Origin of the sequence: Nodularia sp. UHCC 0506 (assembly GCF_034931045.1) — a bacterium.
In the GTDB taxonomy this organism is placed as follows: domain Bacteria; phylum Cyanobacteriota; class Cyanobacteriia; order Cyanobacteriales; family Nostocaceae; genus Nodularia.
Genome location: NZ_JAYGHH010000001.1, coordinates 351,151 through 355,012, shown reverse-complemented (window position 1 = coordinate 355,012; position 3,862 = coordinate 351,151). Strand labels below are relative to the sequence as shown.

Genomic DNA, 3,862 nt, shown 5'->3' with positions numbered 1-3,862 from the left:
CATTATATCTTGAACTAACGCCGTCTCTAGTACAAAGGTAGCAAAAAATGCTAACACCGTTTCCAGTTGGTTTAACTGTTCATCGGCACGTAAAATTTGTAAGGCTTCTCTAATTGTAGACTCGTCTTCTCCACCTTTGAGAATTGGAACAAAAGGAAGCAAGGAAGGTAACGGTTGTTGAAAAGCTATATTTACGTCTACTTCCCATAAATTAATCACTCGGTAGTCTTGACGTACCTGTAAACCGGCAACATTTGATGTGTATGTTGTAGGAATTTCTGCGTTTGTAGACTTGAGAATGTTGATTAATACCGGATAAGTTGGTAAATCATATTTCTCTTCTGCTAGTCCGGCATAAGCCCGAATCCGACGCGGCATTTTGGAAGTATAGCGCAATTGCAGCTCGTTGAGGACAAGAAATTCCTCACCTTGGGGATCTTTGACGCGGATCAAAACATCACTTTCTCTACTAATCCACTGGAATTCTGAGTTGAGAATTTCACTGGCGACAAGATCAGGTATTTGTGTTACCCATCTTACCCAGTTATCTGGCGCGAGACTAATTAACCTTTTGGTGCTGACATCTGCGGGTTTTGCCATTGGGACAAGTTAATATTGCAGTATCGATTTTAACAAACAAATTAGTGACTTTTTTCAACTAATTTCAGTTGCTTTTTCACTAATTCTGGAATTAGAGAAGGACGTTCAGCGACTGGAACATTGGCTTCTTTAAAAGCAGCTAATTTACTTTGGGCTGTGCCAAAATTAGGGTCACGTCCGATAACTGTGGCTAAAGTTCCACTTTGTCGCCAATTTTTAGCTCGTGGTGCGTGTCTACCGGCAATATAGGCAATTACTGGTTTATCAATTGCTTCAGTAATATACCGCGCTGCGGCTTCTTCACTATCACCGCCGGGTTGACCGACTAACACAATGGCTTCTGTGGTTTCGTCTTCATCGAGAATTTGCAGCCATTGCAGAAATGATGAACCAACGATCGCATCACTACCAATACTGACACTAATTGACTGCCCTAAACCAGCTTTGGTTAATTCCCAAGCAACTTCATAAGTTAGAGTACTACTGCGGCTAACAATCCCTACAGATCCAGGTGTATATAATTCGCTGGGCTGACTACCTAAGAGAATTTTTCCCGGTACAATAATTCCTGGACTGTTAGGCCCTACTATTAAGGTTTCACCTGCTTCGGCTTTCCGCAGTAATTTCACCATATCCAAGGGTGGTACACCACCAGTCATGATGATAATCTGGCTAATATTACAGGCGATCGCTTCTAATGCTGCATCTAAAACTTGATACGGATTGACGCAGATAATTGTTGTGTCAATTGTGCCAAATTTTGCTACCACCTCTTCTACCAAATCGAATACTGGCAGATTGTCGCGTTCCTGTCCACCACATCCAGGATTGACACCAGCAACCAAATTTGTACCATAAGCTTTCATTTGAGCAATGTGAGTTGCTGTGATAAATTCACAAAAGCCTTGGATTAATACTTTGCTGTCTGGTGTTAGGTTCATAAAACGTTTTGGTAGATGGGGCAAATTAGGGAATAACTTTATTATTACCTATGAGAATTAGTAACCTCTTAATATTCCTTGTTGCTTGGCTTTGCCTTCAGCTTGACGAAATATCCATAATCCTACGGCAAAATATACTGTGCCATTGATGAAAGCGATTAATAACTTGGTTAAATTCAAACTTTCACCTCTAGCCATCAAATCACGCAATAATTCAGCACCAGGAGTCATGGGAAGGAATGCTGCTAGAATTCTGGCTGATCCTGTCCAACTTTCGGTGGGTATGGTCAGCAAAAATAATAACGGGAATTGAGTTAAACTTAGAAGTTGCTGCACACGTTTAAAGATTAAGGATAACGACCCCAATGCAAAAGCAAAGCCATTAGCCCCTAAGACCACGGTAACAAAAGGTAAAAGCAATGTGGGAGGAAAGTCAAGACGGCTACCTGTGAGGATGATGATGATCACAAGAATGACGAATATTTGAACTATCTGCAAACTCAAATCAGCCAACATTCGCATTAAAAAGACCTTAGTAGCACCATAGCGCGAGAGAAACAGTTGTTCTAAAGTGCCAGTTTGGGCTTCTATTTGCAACTCTCCCGCCAGACTAGCCAGAATGAATGATGTTAAAGTCCAAAGCACATAGCCAATAATAATCGAGTCGAGGCGATCGCCTAATTGAAAAGCATCACCAGCGACATAACGAGAACTTAAGAATAATCCATAAAATATGGAAGCATAAACAAAAATACTGCCTATTGACTGTAGAGGATAACGAATAGATATAATCCAATTACGGCGCAATTCAGCTAAAAATAATTTAAGCATCTTGATTTCTGCCTTTTCTAACTATCTGCAAAAAGATTTGGGTGAGGTTCGCTTGCTCTTTTTCCAGAGATGATATAGGTAGAGGTTTGATAATATCAAGGACTTTGTAAACTAATTCCGGCTGGGATAAATGGATAATTTGTTGGTCTTGAACTACTGCACTCAGATTTTCTAAGGCTGTGATTCGTGCATCATCAAGGACAGTTTCTACCTCAATTTTGTAACCAGTTCCCGAAAATTGGCGAATTAATTCACTGGTGGATAATTCTGTGATAATTTCCCCTGATTGAATAATGGCGACTCTATCTGCAAGTTCTTCAGCAATGCTGAGTTGATGAGTAGTTAGGAGAATAGCGCAACCAGCAGCCGCAATTTCTTTGACTAAAATTTTGACATCTTCTGTGGCTTCTACATCCAATCCTAAAGTGGGTTCATCTAATAATAATAGTTGGGGTTTATGAATCAAGGCTACAGCAAATGCTAACTTTTGCTGCATTCCCCGTGAAAGATTTTCCACTGCTGTTTGGCGTTTAGACATTAGGCCAAATCTATCTAAAAGTGCTAAACCCGACTTCCTGGCTTCTCGACGGCTCATTCCTTTTAAGACACCAAAATATTCTAAATTCTCTTGGGGAGTTAATCGCCAGTAAAGGTTACGATTTCCTTCTAGTACAGCGCCTAAATTTTGCAGTGCTGCTGAGTTACGATGGGGATCAGTACCAGCAATTCTCACCCAACCCGCATCAGGTTGAATTAATCCGGCGATCATTTTAATACTGGTGGTCTTACCTGCGCCATTGGGGCCAAGAAAAGCCAATACTTCTTGAGGATGAATATTTAAGGAAACATCTTTGACGGCTGTAATAATTTGTTTGCTTTGACGAAAAGTTTTTTGAAGCTGACTTGCTTCTAATGTTTTCATGAAAAACTACAGTTTTTGGCGGTAAATATGAAAAATTGGATCAAACTTTTTTGTAAGCAATGGGCTTGGCAAGACGAACAGCTTCTGCAACCGCTTCATCTAAATTTTCTACTACTATCAAAGCATCAGTTTGAGTGTCTAAGGTGGCTAAAAATTTCTTAGCAACATCGAACTCAGAACCAGCAATCCGCACAACCAATCGCGGAAAATGTGACTCTCGGCGGGTTCTGCTGCTCACTCTTACCGTCTGTGGTTTGATTTCGTGGTGTTCTTGCTGGACAAAATTACTAATGATGTCGGCGACTTCCTCAGTCTGGGGTACACTCCCCAGAAGATTCAGCAGTATAACTTGAATGCTTTTGTCAGCTGCGAGAATGTTCAAACCTTTGGCTAGGCGATCGCAAAAAGTTGTCGGTGACATATCCGTAAGAAAAGCATGGCGCAGATTTAGACAACTACCAGATTTACCACCAGCACTGGTAACTAAATCTAAAGTAGCCATCATGGAACCAGTACCATTACCCAAAATACCAATTTTACCGTGTAATTCTAAACCATCCCAATCGTC

The 3,862-nt window shown here is 40.8% G+C and carries 4 protein-coding genes and 1 pseudogene; all 5 read right to left on the bottom strand.

Annotated elements, in window-relative coordinates; genetic code table 11:
• Positions 1-600, bottom strand: a 600-nt coding sequence (locus VB654_RS01575; RefSeq protein WP_323211579.1) for an Rpn family recombination-promoting nuclease/putative transposase, incomplete at its 3' end; no start/stop codon positions are given.
• Positions 601-641: 41 nt separating this feature from the next.
• A complete protein-coding gene (locus tag VB654_RS01570) occupies positions 642-1,541 on the bottom strand; it encodes a CoA-binding protein (RefSeq protein ID WP_323211578.1) in 900 nt (299 codons plus the stop codon).
• Between the two features lie 57 nt (positions 1,542-1,598).
• Positions 1,599-2,372 (bottom strand): ABC transporter permease, encoded by a 774-nt coding sequence (locus VB654_RS01565; RefSeq protein ID WP_323211577.1) that lies wholly within the window; start codon positions 2,370-2,372, stop codon positions 1,599-1,601.
• A complete protein-coding gene (locus tag VB654_RS01560) occupies positions 2,365-3,294 on the bottom strand; it encodes an ABC transporter ATP-binding protein (protein WP_323211576.1) in 930 nt (309 codons plus the stop codon). The genes VB654_RS01565 and VB654_RS01560 overlap by 8 nt, the downstream gene beginning before the upstream one ends.
• A 40-nt stretch (positions 3,295-3,334) precedes the next feature.
• Positions 3,335-3,862 (bottom strand): annotated as a pseudogene (locus VB654_RS01555) (succinate--CoA ligase subunit beta); the annotation flags it as partial.

Excerpts from the sequence above, each read along its gene's own strand:
- VB654_RS01560 (WP_323211576.1), bottom strand. The coding sequence starts at position 3,294 with ATGAAAACATTAGAAGCAAGTCAGCTTCAAAAAACTTTTCGTCAAAGC.
- VB654_RS01565 (WP_323211577.1), bottom strand. The coding sequence starts at position 2,372 with ATGCTTAAATTATTTTTAGCTGAATTGCGCCGTAATTGGATTATATCT.
- VB654_RS01570 (WP_323211578.1), bottom strand. The coding sequence starts at position 1,541 with ATGAACCTAACACCAGACAGCAAAGTATTAATCCAAGGCTTTTGTGAA.